The sequence below is a fragment of the Lutibacter sp. genome (genome assembly GCF_041562875.1).
Lineage (GTDB): Bacteria > Bacteroidota > Bacteroidia > Flavobacteriales > Flavobacteriaceae > Lutibacter.
This window is the reverse complement of the sequence record NZ_JBFFOE010000028.1, coordinates 1-15,590: the sequence shown is the minus strand read 5'-3', so window position 1 is coordinate 15,590 and position 15,590 is coordinate 1. Positions and strand designations below refer to the sequence as shown.

Sequence of the window (15,590 nt, the reverse complement as noted above, 5' to 3'; positions counted from 1 at the left end):
GTTTTTCTATACCAATAAAATATCATATTTTGTTTTGGGTGGGCTATTTTTCTTTTAATATAATTCGTTGGGGAAGCTACTTTGATGATTATTGGTATTCATTAAAATCAAACCTTGTAGAATTTCCATTACATATTATTTTAGTATATTTTAATTTTTACTTTTTAATTCCAAAATTTATTCTAACAAAAAAGTATAAAAGGTATATTTTTTTTATTATTACATCACTAGGCGCAGTATATGTTATTAGAACAGAGTTGAATTATTTTTTAGTTACTGAAAATATTTGGCCTGAAGCTGAATCAACGCAACAAGCTTTTACTTTTAATCATATAATTGCAGTTATTTTAGGGGAAGTATATGTTGTAGCATTTGTATCTGCAATTAAGCTAACTGTTGACTGGATTTATGAGCGTAATCGAGTTGAAGATCTTCAAAAAGTACAACTAATAACAGAATTAAATTTTTTAAAAGCTCAAATTCAACCACATTTCTTTTTTAACACCTTAAACAACTTATATGCATTAACTTTAGAAAAATCAGACATAGCACCAAGTGTGGTTTTAAAACTTTCAGATATCATGCAATATGTTTTATATGATGTGAAGGAGCCCTTAATTAGTTTACACAATGAAATTAATTATATTCAAAATTATTTAGATTTAGAAAAATTACGGTATGGAGATCAAGTGAATTCAACAATAGAAATAAAGGGTAACATTGAAGATATTAAAGTTCCTCCTTTACTTTTTTTACCATTTATTGAAAATTGTTTCAAGCATGGTTCCAAAGAAAATGGGCTAATTCAAGTTCATATAAATTTTGAAGTTTTAAAAAACAAAATGCTTAGATTTAAAGTCGAAAATACATTTACTGAATTAATTAAATCTACAAAAAAACATGGTATTGGTATTCAAAATGTAAAAAGAAGGTTAGAGTTGTTATTTGACAATAAGTTTAAATTTAAAACAGCTATAAAAAAGCGTAAATATTTGGTTAGTTTAAAAATCCCTATTCAATGAGAATTAGATGTATAATTATTGATGATGAACCTTTAGCTATTTCGGTTATTAAAAATCATCTAAGTGAATTTCAAAATATTGACCTAGTTGCTACTTTTAATACTCCAATTGCGGCCTTACGAACAATTGAAACTAAAAATATTGATGTTATATTTTTAGATATAAATATGCCTAAAATGAGTGGACTAGAATTTTTAAAAACACTTTCTATTAAACCTCATATTGTTATAACAACAGCGTATAGAGAATTTGCTGTTGAAAGTTTTGATTTAGATGTGTTAGATTATTTGGTGAAACCAATTCCGTTTGGTCGATTTCTAAAAGCAATTAATAAAATAAATAGCAAAGTCAGTATTCAAAAAGATAAATCTAAGGAAGCAGTATTTAAGGAAGAACCTTTTATTTTTCTGAAAGTTGATAAAAAACTGATGAAAATTAAACTTAATGATATTTTATTTATTGAAAGTTTAAAAGATTATATAAAGGTATTTACGATAATTGGGGATTATTTGGTTCATAAAACTATGAATCGTATTTCGGAAGAATTGCCAAGTAAAAATTTCTTGAGAATTCACCGTTCGTATACAATAGCAATTAATAAAATTACTTCTATTGAAGGAAATTCAATTGAAATTGAAAATAAAAGAATTCCAATTGGTAGAAATTACCTTGAATTTGCAAAACAAACAATATTAAACACAAATGATTTGGACGATTAATTTTATGTTTGTATCTATAATTCCCTCTTTCAACTTTGATTTTATGTTGATTATAGAAAATAATTAGTAGATATAAATTAATATCATACTTTAGACAATCATCTTTTTAAAAGGTAAATAGAGATTAATTAATTTTAGGTAAAACAATAAATATGTCAACAAAAGTAAACGAAACTTCAAACAACAAAATCAATACAATAATACCAATTATAATTATTGCTGGGTTATTTTTTATCTTCGGATTTGTCACCTGGATAAATGGAGCGTTAATTCCATTTATGAAAACTATTAATGAATTAACATCAGCGCAATCATTTCTAGTAGCATCAGCATCTTATATTTCCTTTGTTGTTATGGCTTTGCCGGCTTCTGCAATTATTAATAAAATTGGGTATAGAAAAGGAATGTCTTTAGGCTTAATAGTGATGGCAGTAGGTGCGTTGGTTTTTATACCAGCAGCAGAAGCAAGAACTTATTGGGTGTTTTTAACTGGAATATTTATTCAGGGTATGGGAATGACTTTATTACAAACGGCATCAAACCCATATATCACCATCTTAGGACCCATAGATAGTGCTGCTAAACGTATTGCTATTATGGGAATTGCAAACAAAATAGCAGGTGCTTTAGGTTCTCTTATTTTTGGAGCACTTTTATTATCAGGAATTGATGAAATTAAAGATAAATTAAGTACTGTAAGTGTTACAGAAAAAGCACAATTATTAGATACAATGGCAGATAGTGTGGTAACTCCTTATATAATTATGGCAGTGGTATTATTTGTTTTAGGTATTTTAATTAGAAAAGCCCCACTTCCACATGTGGAGGCAGAGCCTATTGAAGAAGCAAAAGAAGGTAAAACTACCAAAACTAGTATTTTTCAATTTCCACATTTATGGTTGGGCGTTTTAACTTTATTTGTTTATGTAGGGGCTGAAGTAATTGCTGGAGACACTATTATCGCTTATGGAATTTCATTAGGATTTACAGCAGCTAAAGCCAAATTTTTCACCACATTTACATTAATGGCAATGGTTGCAACTTATGGTTTGGGAGTATTTTTAATTCCAAAATATGTAAATCAGGCCTTAGCTTTAAAATTAAGCGCTGTATTAGGTATTATTTTAACATTTTGTATTGTGTTTACCACCGGTTTTACGTCAATTCTTTTTGTTGCAGCATTAGGAATTGCAAACGCATTGGTTTGGCCTGCAGTTTGGCCATTAACACTAAAAGGATTAGGGAAATTCACAAAAACAGCATCTGCACTATTAATAATGGCAATTTCAGGGGGAGCAATTATTCCACCACTATATGGCTGGTTTGTTGACGAAAATAAAGTTAAACTAATGGCACAAGGTATGAGTGAGGCTTTAGCTTCAGCAGAAGCGGCTACATCAGGTTATTGGATCTTATTGCCTTGTTACCTTATTATCTTATACTATGCAATTTCTGGCCATAAATTAGGATTAAAGAAAGATTAATTATTTTAATATGGTAGCTAAAAGATTAATTGCACTCGATGTTTTAAGAGGTTTAACCATTGCTCTTATGATTATGGTAAATAATCCAGGTAGTTGGAGTTATGTTTATCCACCATTACGTCATGCTAAATGGCATGGTTGTACTCCAACCGATTTGGTTTTCCCTTTTTTCTTATTTATTGTTGGAGTTTCTATGTGGTTTTCTTTCAAAAAATATGGAGAAGGGCTTACAAAAAGTGGACTTCTAAAAGTATTAAAAAGGTTTTTAGTCATTTTTTTATTAGGACTCTTTTTGAATGCTTTCCCTAAATTTAATTTTGAACATTTAAGATTTTTTGGTGTACTCCAGCGTATTGCCATTGCTTATGCTATTGGAGCAATTTTATGTATGCAATTTAATTACAAGCAATTATTTGCGATTTTAGGTATTATTTTAGTAGGCTATTGGGCTTTGTTATATTTTGGTGGCTCTGGTGATGTTTACAGTTTAACTTCTAATGTTGTAGGTAAAATTGATTTGTTGCTTTTTGGTGAAAATCATATTTATAAGGGCTTCGGAATACCTTTTGATCCAGAAGGGTTATTGTCAGCAATTCCTTCTGTGGCAACGGTTATATTGGGTTATTTTACAGGTAGAATTATTGAGAATTCAAATGAGGTTATTGTTGCCATAAAGAAAATGATAAAATATGGAGTAGCAATTGCAGCTATTGGTTGGTTTTGGGGGTATTTATTTCCAATTAATAAGCCGTTATGGACTAGCTCATACGTATTATACACTGGTGGTTTAGCCATGTTGTTTTTGGCTTTTTTATTGTGGGTTATTGATGTAAAGAAAATAAGTAATTGGTCTAAGCCATTTATTCATTTTGGTACAAATCCATTATTTATTTTTGTGTTTTCTGGAATTTATGCGAAGACAATTATTTATTTGGTAAAATTCACGAATTCTGAAGGAGAAATAGTAACGGGTTATAATTATTTATATGGTACTATTTTTGTTCCTATTGCTGGGAATATGAATGGATCCTTATTATTTGCCGTAAGTCATATTATTTTCTTTTGGTTTTTAACATATATACTATACAAAAAGAAGATCTTTATTAAGATATAAAACAAAAAACCTCGCAAATTGCGAGGTTTTTTATCACTTTAGGTGAAATATTATACTAATGAAACTCTTTTAAAGTCAACAACAGTTACTCCAATAGTTTTTACATATTCAGCAACAGTTATTTTATCATCTTTAATAAAGTTTTGGTCAAGTAGACATAATTCGTGGTCTAATGTAGTATTATCAGAAATAAATCTTTCTAATTTTCCTGGAAGAATTTTATCCCAAATTGCTTCAGGTTTACCTTCTGCTTTTAATTCTTCTTTTAATTTCAATTTAGTTTGTTCAATAACTTCATCAGTTAATTGAGATCTTGAAATAAATGTAGGAATATTTTTAAGTGTTTTACCTAATCTTGCAGATTCAATATTTTCTTTTTCAATTACTGCAATTCTAGCTTCTATTTCAGAAGCAACAAAACTAGGATCAAAATCTTTATAAGATAAAGTAGTTGCTCCCATTGCAGCTGCTTGCATTGATACATCTTTTGCTACTACTTCAGCACCTTCAACATTAGCAGACAATACAGTTAAAGTTGCAATTTTATTACCAACATGAATGTAAGAACCTACAAATGGTCCAGAAACATTTTCAAAACCACCAATTTCTAATTTTTCTCCGATAACTCCAGTTTGCTCAATTAATTTTTCAGCAACTGTCATTTCTCCAAAAGGAGCATTTAAAAAATCTTCTTTTGTAGTATAATCAAGTGCAATAGTAGCAAGCTCAGTTGCTAAAGCAACAAAAGAATCATTTTTTGCAACGAAATCAGTTTCACAGTTTAATGAGATAATAGCACCTTTTGTTTTAGCGTCATTAACTTTAGCTATAACAGCACCTTCAGAGGTATCTCTGTCAGCTCTATTAGCAGCAACTTTTTGTCCTTTTTTACGTAAAATACTTACTGCTTTGTCAAAATCTCCTTCTGCTTCAACAAGTGCATTTTTGCAGTCCATCATACCAGCTCCGGTAGATTTTCTTAAATTATTTACTTCTGCGGCTGTAATATTTGCCATGTTATTTTATGTTTTTTGTTAAATACTTTCGTGTTTAACTATGATACATTAATTGTTTTATTCTGCAACTTTTTCTTCTGTAGTTTTTTCTTTGCCAGCTTTTCTTTCTGATAAACCTTCAGCAATATCATCAATAATATAAGTTAATACTTTATTGATAGATTTTGAAGCATCATCATTAGATGGAATTACAAAATCAATATCTCTTGGGTCTGAGTTTGTATCAACCATAGCAAAGATTGGAATACTTAATTTTTTAGCTTCCGCTACAGCAATATGTTCTTTTTTTACATCAATAACAAAAAGAGCGCCAGGTAAACGTGTCATATCAGTAATTGAACCTAAGTTTTTTTCTAATTTTTCACGTTGACGGTTAATTTGTAATTTTTCTCTTTTTGAAAGTGCATCAAAAGATCCATCAACTTTCATTCTATCAATTATAGCCATTTTTTTAACGGCTTTTCTAATAGTCATAAAGTTTGTTAACATTCCACCAGGCCATCTTTCAGTAATGTATGGCATGTTTACACTGCTAGCTTTTTCTACAATAATATCTTTTGCTTGTTTTTTTGTAGCTACAAAAAGAATTTTTCTTCCAGAAGTTGCAATTTTTCTTAAAGCTTCTGAAGCTTCTTCAATTTTTGCTGAAGTTTTGTAAAGGTCAATAATATGAATACCATTACGTTCTCCATAAATGTAAGGAGCCATGTTTGGGTCCCATTTTCTAGTAAGGTGACCAAAGTGTACACCTGCGTCTAATAATTCTTGAATTTCAATTTTTGTCATTTGTTTTTTGTTTACGTTCCGTTGAGTTAGCAATAGGTAAGTAGCGATAAATCGATCTTACCTATTTGGATGCTAAACGTTTTTCAGCCATTGACTGATCAACAACAACTTTGTTTTAATTTTAATTTCAATGAACCACCAAATAAATTGGTGAAATAATTCACAAATACGATTAACGTTTTGAGAATTGGAATTTTTTTCTTGCTTTCTTTTGACCGAATTTTTTACGTTCAACCATTCTTGGATCTCTAGTAAGTAAGCCTTGAGGTTTAAGAATTAATCTATTTTCAGCATTTAATTCAACCAATGCTCTTGAAATAGCCAAACGAATTGCTTCAGCTTGTCCTGTAATACCACCTCCAAAAACATTTACTTTAATATCAAATGCTTCTGCGTTATCTGTTAAAGTTAAAGCTTGCATTACTTTGTATTGTAAATGTGAAGTTGTAAAATAGTTTTTAAAATCTTTTTTATTAACTACAATGTTTCCTTTTCCTTCAGAAAGATAAATACGAGCAACAGCCGTTTTTCTTCTACCTATTTTGTGTATTGTATCCATTATTTAAGATCGTTAAGGTTAATAACTTTAGGTGTTTGTGCAGTTTGTTGATGTTCTGTACCTGCGTACACATACAAATTTCTGTACAAAGCACTACCTAATTTGTTTTTAGGTAACATCCCTTTTACTGCTTTTTCAATAAGACGTGTTGGGTCTTTTTGAAACATTTCTGTTGCAGTTAATGATCTTTGTCCTCCTGGGTAACCTGTGTGACGAATGTAAGATTTGTCATTCCATTTTTTCCCAGATAATGTGATTTTTTCTGCGTTGATTACCACTACGTTATCTCCACAATCTACGTGAGGAGTGTAATTTGGTTTGTATTTACCTCTAATTAGCATCGCTATTTTAGAAGCTAGACGACCCAACGTTTGGCCGTCTGCATCAACTAATACCCACTCTTTAGTAACGGTATTTTTGTTAGCTGATACTGTTTTGTAACTTAATGTATTCACAATTAAATTCTTTGTTATAATTAAACATTTATTTTTTGTCCCTAAAAAGGGAGTGCAAATGTACAAACTATTTTATAGATAACAAACTGTGTTTTAGTATTATTTTTAGGGTTGAGCAGTAAAGAAAATGTGGAGTTTTAATTATTAAAAAATTAGGTTGTTTTTAATAATTAAAATTTTTAATTTTTCGAATGTTTATTTATGTATAGAAAGTTTATTATTTCTTTAGCTTTAAACCGTCATTTTTAAATAAATCGAATGCAGTTTGGTAGTAGGAAATGGTTTCATTTAGAAACAATGAATCAGTATTTTTAATTGTTAATTTATTGTTTTCTGAATTCCATTGATAAAATGTATGACCCTTGTAATTATCTAAAATTAGCAATTTATCACCTTTTAAAAGTCCTAATTTTCTGTGATTTGCAATTAAAGCTCTTTCGTCTTTTGGTTTCATTTTGGTGATGTCTTTTCCAAAAAGATTAGATTCGTAAGTCCAATTTAAATAACCGAATAAAGTAGGAAATATATCAATTTGCGAACTTAATTTACTTACTTCTTCTGGAATTTTGTTTTGTAAATTGTAAATAATTGCTGGGATATGGTAACTTTCTACATTAATTTCTGATCTACCAGCACTATGAGCGCAATGGTCTGATACTATTACAAAAACAGTATTTTTAAACCAAGGTTTGTTTTTAGCTTCTTTAAAAAATTTATTGAACGCCCAATCTGTATATTTTAAAGCACCTTCACTATTTTTTCCAGAAGGAATATCAATAATACCATCTGGGTAGGTGTAGGGTTTGTGGTTAGTGCTGGTCATTATAAAATTAAAAAAAGGCTTTTGAGCTTTATGTTGCTCGTCTGCCACTTTTAAAACTTTATCAAATAAATCTCCATCACAAACACCCCATGCATTCTCAAAAGTTACTTCATCATCGGTAATTTGAATTCTTTCAGTAGGGAATTCCTCATTTAAACGATGTTTCTTTTTTCTGTCAACAATATCAAAACCATTGTTTCCGAAGAAAATATTCATATTATCAAAATGACCATCACCTCCATAAAAAAATGTTCTAGTGTATCCTTTTTGTTTAAAAACTTCACCAATAGTAAATAGGTTGTTGTTATTTTCTCGTTTTACAATGCTTCTACCAGGAGTTGGCGGAATGCAAAGTGCAAGAGCTTCCATTCCTCTAATTGTTCTTGTACCAGTAGCTTGTAAATTTGTGAAAAATATAGATTTTTTAGCAAGCGAATCTATAGTTGGAACTAAATTTTTTTCATTTCCAAAGCGTTCCATAAATTTAGCACTTACACTTTCTAAACCTATAAAAATAACATTTGGGGTTTGTTCTTCACCTTCATTAAAAATAGTTCTTTTAATACTTGTTGTAGTGCTAGTTAAACTATCATTTTCAGCCAAAATTAATTCTCTAACACTATTATAAATGTTGTCTAAAGGTTTGGTTTGGTAAAATTCATTATAATTTAATTCACTAGTATTATAGGCTGCAAAAAAAGAATAAATACCTGATTTTGTTATTTCATTTTCATATTGATTTATAAATTTTTCTGCCTGACTGTTTTTTACGTTTAAATGAAAACTGCCTAGAATTAACATCCAAAAGAGTGTAGGAATTATTTTTGTTTTAAAAGAGTTGGTATTATTGAAAGTATCACTAAAAGCATTTTTATTTTTGGCTATTTTAATGGAGAGAAAAGTAGCAATAATTAAAATTCCAACAATGAATGGTATTGGGTACGATTGATTTATGTTTTGAACAACTTCATAGGTGTATAACAAATAATCTACCGCTATAAAATTAAATCGTTTTTGATATTCTCCCCAAAAAGTAAGTTCGGCTAAAAATGAAAATATCATAAAAAATAGCACTAACGCATAGGTGGTATTTGTAAGAATTTTATCAAGTTTACTTCCGTAAAATTTAGTAGGAAGTAGTAGTAAATAGATGGAATAAAATGTTAAAATATATGAAAGGCAACCTAAATCAAATAAAAACCCTATCCCAAAAATTTCGATAAAATTTAAGAAAGAAAAATCAATCTCACTAAAAGACCAAAAATAAAGTGTAAGTCTAATAATAAAAGCAAACACTAAAAATGTTGCAGCAAAAGTTTTTACTAATGAAAATCGTTTGGGAAATAATAATTTTAACATGAACTCTCTTTTAATGTGCTTCTAACCAATTTTGCCCTACTCCTAAATCAACGGTCAAAGGTACTGAAAATTCAAAAGCATGCTCCATTTCTTGCTTAATTAGAGGTTTTAAAACTGTGAATTCATCTTTATAAATATCAAAAACCAATTCATCATGTACTTGTAATAACATTTTAGATTTGTAATTTCCTTTTTTTAATAATGCATCAATTTTTATCATTGCAATTTTAATAATATCAGCAGCACTTCCTTGAATAGGTGCATTTACAGCATTTCTTTCGTCACCTGCACGAACAATTGCATTTTGAGAATTGATATTTTTTAAATATCGGCGTCTTCCTAAAATGGTTTCAACATAACCATTATCACGAGCTAAATCTACCTGATTAGCAATGTATTGTTTTAATTTTGGGAATGACTTATAATAATTGTCTATTAGTTCTTTTGCTTCTGCCCTCGATTTATTTAATTGTTGAGACAGTGTAAAGGCTCCTTGTCCATAAATAATACCAAAATTTACGGCTTTAGCATCGCTACGTTGTTCTCTAGTCACTTCATTTAGCGGAACATTAAATACTTTTGCAGCTGTTGCAGCATGAATATCTTCACCTCTTTTAAAAGATGCTATCATACTTTCATCATTACTTAATGCTGCAATAATTCGAAGTTCAATTTGTGAATAATCTGCAGCAACTAAGATGTAATTTTCATTTCTAGGTATAAATGCTTTTCTAACTTGACGCCCTCGTTCTGTTCTAATAGGTATGTTTTGAAGATTTGGATTGTTAGAACTTAATCTTCCAGTTGCAGCAACTGCCTGACTATAAGTGGTATGAATTCGTCCTGTTTTTTTGTTTATTTCATTTGGTAAAGCATCAACATAGGTATTTTTTAATTTTACCAAACTTCTCCATTCTAATATTTCTCTTACAATTAGATGTTCCGAAGCTAATTTTGATAAAATTTCTTCACCAGTAGCATACTGTCCGGTTTTTGTTTTTTTAGGTTTTGCAGCCAGTTTTAGATGTTCAAATAAAACATCTCCCAATTGTTTTGGTGATGCTAAATTAAATTCTACGGAAGCTTCTTTGTAGATAGTGTCTTCTAATTTTTGAATGTCTTCTACTAATTTTTCTGACAATGAATTTAAAAAGTCAGCATCCATTTTAATACCTTCTAACTCCATTGAAGCCAAAACACGAAGTAAAGGAATTTCAATTTCAGTAAATAATTTAGTAAGGTTGTTTTTTTCTAAATCTTTTTCAAAAACCTCTTTCAATTGTAGCGATAAATCAGCAATTTCTACAGCGTAATCAGCTATTCTTTTGAGCTCAATTTCACGTAATAAAAGTTGATTCTTACTATTTTTACCGATGATAGATTCTAAGCTTGTGGGTTTGTAATTTAAATAAGTTTCAGCAAGTATATTTATATCATGGCGCATATCTGGATTTATTAAATAATGCGCAAGCATGGTGTCAAATAAATTTCCTTTTACATTAATGGAATAATTATTTAAAATTTTAATGGTGTGTTTAATATCATGGCCAACTTTTTCAATAGTTTCATTTTCAAAAAACGGACGAAATTCTTCTATTATTTCTTGTGCTTTGTTGGTGTCTTCAGAGAGTAATATAAAATATCCCTTTCCTTTTTCATAAGAAAATGAAAGCCCTATTACATCAGCTTCAAAAGCAGTGGTTCCAATAGTTTCAATATGAAAACTTACCGATTTTTGTTCTAATAACTTATCAATAAATAATTTTCTGGCTAATGGTGAATCTAAAAATTGATAAAAGTGAGTGGTGTTTTTGGTTTCTTTAAAGCCTGAATCGTATACTTGTTCAGTTACGATTTCTGAAGGAGTTGAAAACAAATCAAATTGTTGTGTTGCAGAAGTTGGTGTTTTTGGCAAAGAAAGAATTTTTTCTTTTTGGTTGATTTCTTCTACTTTAGGATGCGATTTAAATATTTGAGGAAGGCTTTCTGCAATTCTTCTAAATTCTAATTCTTTAAAAATCTCATTTGTTTTTTCAAGGTCTGGATGATTTAATTCATAATCTTTTTCATGAAATTTAACTGGGCAGTCTAACATGATTGTAGCCAATTGTTTAGAGAGTAAACCTAATTCTTTGTTAGCTTCAATATTCTCTTTCATTTTGCCTTTAAGCTCATGAGTATTAGCTAATAAATTTTCCAAACTTCCGTATTCTTTCAAAAATTTCTTGGCAGTTTTATCACCAACACCAGGTAAGCCAGGAATATTATCTACTGCATCACCCATCATTCCTAAATAATCAATTACTTGTTCAGGGTGTTCAACTTCAAATTTTGCTTGAACTTCAGGGATTCCCCATATTTCAATGCCATTTCCCATTCGGGAAGGTTTGTACATAAATATATTTTCTGAAACTAGTTGGGCAAAATCTTTATCGGGAGTTACCATAAAAGTTTGAAAACCTTCTTTTTCAGCTTGTTTAGATAGTGTTCCAATTAAATCATCAGCTTCAAAACCTTCTTTTTCAATAATTGGAATATGCATGGCTTCCAATATTTTATGAATATACGGAACGGCAATTCTAATAGCTTCGGGTGTTTCAGAACGGTTTTTTTTGTACTCAGGAAAAGCTTCAGAACGTGCAAGTGAACCACCATTATCAAAAGCAACGGCTAAATGATCAGGTTTTTCACGTTTTATCACATCCAACAAAGAATTTGTAAATCCTAAAATGGCAGAAGTATCCATTCCTTTAGAGTTTATTCTTGGGTTTTTAATAAGTGCATAATACCCGCGAAAAATTAAAGCGTAAGCATCTAACAGAAAAAGGCGTTTTTGAGACATAATATATTTAATAATGTATTTTTTTGATAAAATTAACCATTTATTCTAGAGATGACGAATATCATAGAATAAATTGGTCCATTTATTTAAATTTGTTTTTACTAACTAACACTTTGTCAGTCATGAAACAAAAATATTTTATTTTTTTATGTTTCAATTTCATATATATAACTGCTGCTTTTTCACAAATAGTAAATGAAGGAGCTTTAAAAATAGAGCCATTAACAATAGTTTATTTTGGCGATGAATATACAAATAAATCTACGGCAACTCATAATAATGAAGGTAATTTATATTTAAATAGTAATTTTATAAATAACGGAATTACAACTTCAGCATCTGGAACCACTTCTTTTGAAAGTGCGAGTGTTCAGTATATTTCAGGAAGTTCAAATGGAGTGAATTTTTATAATTTAGAACTAAATAATTCATCACTTGGTGTTTCAATAGCTAATAGTTTTGGTTTGTTTGTGGAAAATATAGTTACTTTAACTGCTGGAGATTTACGTTTGGTAGGTGAAGCGCAATTGGTACAGAAAAATAATGTAGTCAATTCTGGCTCAGGTAAATTATTAAGAGATCAACAAGGCGTTTCAAGTACAACAGCCTATAATTATTGGTCTTCACCAGTAAATAATGGTGGTAGTTTTGCTTTAAATGGAGGTTTGTTTGATGGTACAGACTCTGGTATAAATTCATTTTCTTCACAGCAAGTATTATTTAATTCTGGTTCTCCTTACAATGGCGTACCAGCAACAGTTGATGGTAGTGGAAATGTCACTACACCTCTAGCAATAAGTACGCAATGGCTGTATAAAAATCCTGCCGCATCAGGGTGGAATGCAATTAATCAAAATACGAGTTTAGTGCCTGGTGAGGGATATACGATGAAAGGAACAGGAGGCGTAAATCAAAATTATGTTTTTAAAGGTACGCCAAATAATGGTGATTATTCATTTGCTATTGCAGCAGGGCAATCTATATTATTGGGAAATCCATATCCTTCAGCTTTAGATTCATGGCAATTTATTATAGATAACTTAGATGTATTAGATAAAATTGAATTTTGGGTAGATGGTGGTTCGCCTTCACATTATTTAGCTGATTATTTAGGAGGTTACGCAATTAGAAATTTAACAACTGGAGTTGCACCATCAGTAATTTCATCTATTGATGGTTTAGGGGGAGCATTAGGTCTTGAGCCAGAAAGATACATTGCAGTTGGACAAGGTTTTATTGTTGAAGCCACTGATGTTGGAACTTCAGTTATTTTTAATAATGCTCAGCGTTTTTTTAAGACTGAAATATTACCTTTAGATGAATCAAATTTTTATAAAACTGCTAGCTCAAAAACACAAGAAGATATAAATAGCTTTATAAGAATTGGATATGAAGATCCAGAAGGTTTTCATAGGCAATTGGCTTTGGGTTTTTTACCAAATTCACCAGCTGATATAAATTATAATAGAGGTTATGATGCTATTATGTCTGGATCAAGAGAAGATGAACTTTTTTATATTATTGAAAACGATTTAACTAAAAAATATGTAATACAAGGTGTTGGAGCTTTTGATGACACGTATGAATTTCCTTTGGGTTTAATAATTGAAGAAGAAGGTATACATACTATTATGTTAGATGCTGTTGAAAATTTTAATGAAAAAGTGTATTTAAAAGATGTTGTTTTAGATACAATTTACAATTTAAGTGCTGCTAATTTTACTCCTAATTTGCCAGCAGGAGAATACTTAGATAGATTTAAATTAGTTTTTAAACCAAAAGAAGTAATTGTTATAGAAGAAGAGATTGTTTTAGAAGAAGAAATTTATACAAATATGATTGTTTTTTATAATAAAAACAATAGTATTATCATTAACAAACCCAATGAATTAAAATTAAATAACGTATTTATTTTTAATATGTTAGGGCAACAATTGGTAAAAGTAACTACAAATTTATTAAGCCAAACACAAATTTCAATTCCTTTTGAATTTAAAAAAGGAATGTATTTAGTATTGGTTGAGTCTGAAGGAGTAAAAAAGACCTATAAAATTGTAAATTAAAATTGTAGAACATGAAAACAATAAATTTACAAGTATTTTTTATAGCCTTAGTCATTATGTTTTTTATAGGATTAAATGCTGTTGCTCAAGTTGGTATTGGAACAACAAATCCTAATACGTCTTCTATACTAGATATTACTTCTTCTAATAAAGGATTTCTTCCTCCAAGAATGGATACAACAGCAAGAGATGCTATTACAACACCAGCAACTGGTTTGTTAATTTATAACATAGATACCAACAAATTAAATTACCACAATGGTACTTCTTGGCAAGTTGTAGAAAATGGAACTGGCAGCTATGTAGATTTAACAACTAACCAAAGTAATATTGCTGGAAATAAAACATTTACAGGGACAATAACTCCTCAGGGCCGTTTAATGGTGCCGATGGGTGAATTAAGTTATTTTAATATTAGCGCTCCTTCCTTGTCACTTGGTGCGGGTACAACAGGTGCATCTGGAAATGATGGAATGACTAAAGTTAACCCAGCGTCTGGCGTTAACTTTTTAAATGACAGTTTTGATTCTAATTTCACAAATTCTACTTCAGGAACTCCTACTCAAGCTGTTACTAATTCTAAATTAACCTATAGAGGAACCACTACTCGGTTATTTCACATTGCGTTAAGTTTTAGTTTTACACCTGGAGCTAATGCCGATATTTTTGTATTTGGAGTTGCTAAAAATGGGAATGTACAAGACAAATCCAAAATTATAATTAAGAGTGGTAGTAATACAGATAATCAAAGTTCAGCAATGCATGTTGCTTTATGGCTTGCTAAAGATGAATATATAGAATTTTATGTTGGTAAGGTTGGAGGAGCTGGATCAATATTTGTCAAATCGTTTAACTTTTTTGCAATGGGTATGTAATTAATAATTTCAATAAAATATAAATAAAAGTTAAATTAAAAGAATTTAAAAATGGGAAAAATAAATCTAAAAATATTCATTATAGCCTTAAATGTAATGTTTTTCATATCATTTAATGCAAGTGCACAAGTTGGTATTGGAACAACCACTCCAGATGCTTCATCTATGTTAGATATTGATGTGTCCACTTTAGATGTAAATGCAAAAAAGGGAATTTTAATTCCAAGAATGACAGATGTTCAACGATTGGCAATTTCAACACCTGCAAATGGTTTGTTGGTTTTTGATACTACCACAAAAAGCTTTTGGTTTTACAATGGAACCATAACTATACCTGCATGGAGGGAACTGACTTCAGGAGCTTCACTTATTGATGCTGATGGCGATACAAAAATTGAAGTAGAGCAAACTCCCGATGAAGATAAAATACATTTTTCAACGGCAAATGTTGCTGGAGATGCCTCAGTTGAAAG

At 29.9% G+C, this 15,590-nt stretch carries 12 protein-coding genes and 1 pseudogene; 7 read left to right on the top strand and 6 right to left on the bottom strand.

Going from position 1 to position 15,590, the window contains the following annotated elements:
• The first annotated feature begins 38 nt into the window (after window positions 1-38).
• The 4 genes from ABY863_RS05980 (at window position 39) to ABY863_RS05965 (ending at window position 4,339) form a co-directional block, all read left to right on the top strand.
• A complete protein-coding gene (locus tag ABY863_RS05980) occupies window positions 39-1,022 on the top strand; it encodes a sensor histidine kinase (protein WP_372793350.1) in 984 nt (327 codons plus the stop codon).
• A complete protein-coding gene (locus ABY863_RS05975; protein WP_372793349.1) occupies window positions 1,019-1,741 on the top strand; it encodes a LytR/AlgR family response regulator transcription factor in 723 nt (240 codons plus the stop codon). Before ABY863_RS05980 ends, ABY863_RS05975 begins: the two co-directional genes overlap by 4 nt.
• Before the next feature lie 152 nt (window positions 1,742-1,893).
• Window positions 1,894-3,225 carry a sugar MFS transporter gene (locus ABY863_RS05970; protein ID WP_372793348.1) on the top strand — a complete coding sequence of 444 codons (1,332 nt, stop codon included), beginning with the start codon at window positions 1,894-1,896 and terminating at the stop codon, window positions 3,223-3,225.
• Between the two features lie 10 nt (window positions 3,226-3,235).
• Window positions 3,236-4,339: an acyltransferase family protein gene (locus ABY863_RS05965; protein WP_372793347.1), complete on the top strand. Its 1,104-nt coding sequence runs from the start codon at window positions 3,236-3,238 to the stop codon at window positions 4,337-4,339.
• 50 nt (window positions 4,340-4,389) lie between these two features.
• Here the strand turns inward: ABY863_RS05965 and tsf are convergent, their stop codons facing one another.
• The 6 genes from tsf to polA form a co-directional block, all read right to left on the bottom strand.
• Window positions 4,390-5,355: a translation elongation factor Ts gene (gene tsf, locus ABY863_RS05960; protein WP_372793346.1), complete on the bottom strand. Its 966-nt coding sequence runs from the start codon at window positions 5,353-5,355 to the stop codon at window positions 4,390-4,392.
• A gap of 57 nt (window positions 5,356-5,412) precedes the next feature.
• Window positions 5,413-6,141, bottom strand: a complete 729-nt coding sequence (gene rpsB, locus ABY863_RS05955) for a 30S ribosomal protein S2 (RefSeq protein ID WP_372793345.1) — start codon at window positions 6,139-6,141, stop codon at window positions 5,413-5,415.
• A gap of 172 nt (window positions 6,142-6,313) precedes the next feature.
• Window positions 6,314-6,700, bottom strand: coding sequence for a 30S ribosomal protein S9 (gene rpsI, locus ABY863_RS05950; protein WP_372793344.1), 387 nt, complete (start codon window positions 6,698-6,700; stop codon window positions 6,314-6,316).
• Window positions 6,700-7,155: a 50S ribosomal protein L13 gene (gene rplM, locus ABY863_RS05945; RefSeq protein WP_372793343.1), complete on the bottom strand. Its 456-nt coding sequence runs from the start codon at window positions 7,153-7,155 to the stop codon at window positions 6,700-6,702. The genes rpsI and rplM overlap by 1 nt, the downstream gene beginning before the upstream one ends.
• Before the next feature lie 217 nt (window positions 7,156-7,372).
• Window positions 7,373-9,337: an LTA synthase family protein gene (locus tag ABY863_RS05940; protein ID WP_372793342.1), complete on the bottom strand. Its 1,965-nt coding sequence runs from the start codon at window positions 9,335-9,337 to the stop codon at window positions 7,373-7,375.
• Window positions 9,338-9,347: 10 nt separating this feature from the next.
• Window positions 9,348-12,179: a DNA polymerase I gene (gene polA, locus ABY863_RS05935; RefSeq protein WP_372793341.1), complete on the bottom strand. Its 2,832-nt coding sequence runs from the start codon at window positions 12,177-12,179 to the stop codon at window positions 9,348-9,350.
• A gap of 122 nt (window positions 12,180-12,301) precedes the next feature.
• On the opposite strand from polA, the gene ABY863_RS05930 reads away from it, so the two are divergent.
• The 3 genes and pseudogenes from ABY863_RS05930 to ABY863_RS05920 form a co-directional block, all read left to right on the top strand.
• Window positions 12,302-14,242: a T9SS type A sorting domain-containing protein gene (locus ABY863_RS05930; protein ID WP_372793340.1), complete on the top strand. Its 1,941-nt coding sequence runs from the start codon at window positions 12,302-12,304 to the stop codon at window positions 14,240-14,242.
• A gap of 11 nt (window positions 14,243-14,253) precedes the next feature.
• Window positions 14,254-15,117, top strand: a complete 864-nt coding sequence (locus ABY863_RS05925) for a hypothetical protein (protein WP_372793339.1) — start codon at window positions 14,254-14,256, stop codon at window positions 15,115-15,117.
• A 51-nt stretch (window positions 15,118-15,168) separates the two neighbouring features.
• Window positions 15,169-15,590, top strand: a pseudogene (locus ABY863_RS05920) (hypothetical protein); the annotation flags it as partial.

Bases quoted from the DNA above. Each gene is read 5' to 3' on its own strand.
- ABY863_RS05975 (WP_372793349.1), top strand. From the start codon at position 1,019: ATGAGAATTAGATGTATAATTATTGATGATGAACCTTTAGCTATTTCG.
- ABY863_RS05970 (WP_372793348.1), top strand. From the start codon at position 1,894: ATGTCAACAAAAGTAAACGAAACTTCAAACAACAAAATCAATACAATA.
- ABY863_RS05965 (WP_372793347.1), top strand. From the start codon at position 3,236: ATGGTAGCTAAAAGATTAATTGCACTCGATGTTTTAAGAGGTTTAACC.
- tsf (WP_372793346.1), bottom strand. From the start codon at position 5,355: ATGGCAAATATTACAGCCGCAGAAGTAAATAATTTAAGAAAATCTACC.
- rpsB (WP_372793345.1), bottom strand. From the start codon at position 6,141: ATGACAAAAATTGAAATTCAAGAATTATTAGACGCAGGTGTACACTTT.
- rpsI (WP_372793344.1), bottom strand. From the start codon at position 6,700: ATGGATACAATACACAAAATAGGTAGAAGAAAAACGGCTGTTGCTCGT.
- ABY863_RS05940 (WP_372793342.1), bottom strand. From the start codon at position 9,337: ATGTTAAAATTATTATTTCCCAAACGATTTTCATTAGTAAAAACTTTT.
- polA (WP_372793341.1), bottom strand. From the start codon at position 12,179: ATGTCTCAAAAACGCCTTTTTCTGTTAGATGCTTACGCTTTAATTTTT.
- ABY863_RS05930 (WP_372793340.1), top strand. From the start codon at position 12,302: ATGAAACAAAAATATTTTATTTTTTTATGTTTCAATTTCATATATATA.
- ABY863_RS05925 (WP_372793339.1), top strand. From the start codon at position 14,254: ATGAAAACAATAAATTTACAAGTATTTTTTATAGCCTTAGTCATTATG.